Consider the following 1,062-nt stretch of genomic DNA (forward strand, 5'->3'; position numbering starts at 1 on the left):
TGTCTCTTATACACATCTAGATGTGTATAAGAGACAGGCTGTGCATGGTCCTGCCTTCGATGCGGCGGCTACGGGTTTACGTCAACTCTAATGGTGTGGAAGCCCGTGGCGCCGTCCGGGGCGACGGACCGGTGCTCCTCGGTCTGCGCGGCACCGTGAAGGTCGGTGGCGCGCACCTGGACCTCGTGCTGTCCCGGCTGCAGATCGACGCCGAGCTGCCACTGGTACCAGGTGTCCACAGAGATGCCGGGAGCAAGGTCGGCCTGCTGCCAGCTGCCCCGATCGACCCGCAGCTCCACCTTCCCGATTCCGGTGTGCTGCGCCCACGCCACGCCGCCGAACACCACGCGGCCCGGAGGCGCGGACCGGCCGTCACGGGGAACATCGATGCGCGAAGAGATCTTGATGGGTCCGCGCGCGGACCATCCGCGCGGTGTCCAGTAGGCGACGTCGTCGGCGAACGTGGTGACTTTGAGTTCCGTAAGCCATTTCGTGGCTGACACGTATCCGTAGAGGCCGGGGACGATCATGCGGACCGGAAACCCGTGTTCCAGCGGAAGCGGCTCGCCGTTCATGCCCACGGCGAGCAGCGCATCCCGGCCGTCCGTGAGGACCTCCAGCGGAGTGCCGGCGGTCCAGCCGTCCGTGCTCCTGGCGAGCACCATGTCCGCGCCCGGCTTCGGACCTGCCATCGCCAGCAGCTCGCGGACGGGCCAGCCAAGCCAGAGCGCATTGCCGATCAGGTCGCCACCCACCTCGTTGGACACGCAGGCGATGGTCACATGGCGCTCCCTCAGCGGTTTGGCCAGCAGCGCGTCGAAATCAAGTTCGATCTCACGGTCCACCAGGCCGGTGACCTTGAGCCTCCATTCGCGCGGATCGATGACCGGGACTGACAGCGCGGTGTCGATGCGGTAAAACTCGGGGCTCGGCGTCACGAGCGGTTGCATCCCGGCCAGGCCGATCTCGGCGCCGGGCGGAATCGCTGCCGCCGGCAGCAGCGGCTTGGGCAGCCGCAGTGCCTGTCTCTTATACACATCTAGATGTGTATAAGAGACAGCG

1 protein-coding gene is annotated in these 1,062 nt (G+C 66.2%); it reads right to left on the bottom strand.

Annotated features, from left to right (window positions below):
• Positions 1-68: 68 nt before the first annotated feature.
• Positions 69-1,062 (bottom strand): molybdopterin-dependent oxidoreductase (locus B1A87_RS22715; protein WP_144275970.1); only part of this gene is annotated, 994 nt, incomplete at its 5' end.

This window comes from Arthrobacter sp. KBS0703 (assembly GCF_002008315.2).
In the GTDB taxonomy this organism is placed as follows: Bacteria; Actinomycetota; Actinomycetes; order Actinomycetales; family Micrococcaceae; genus Arthrobacter.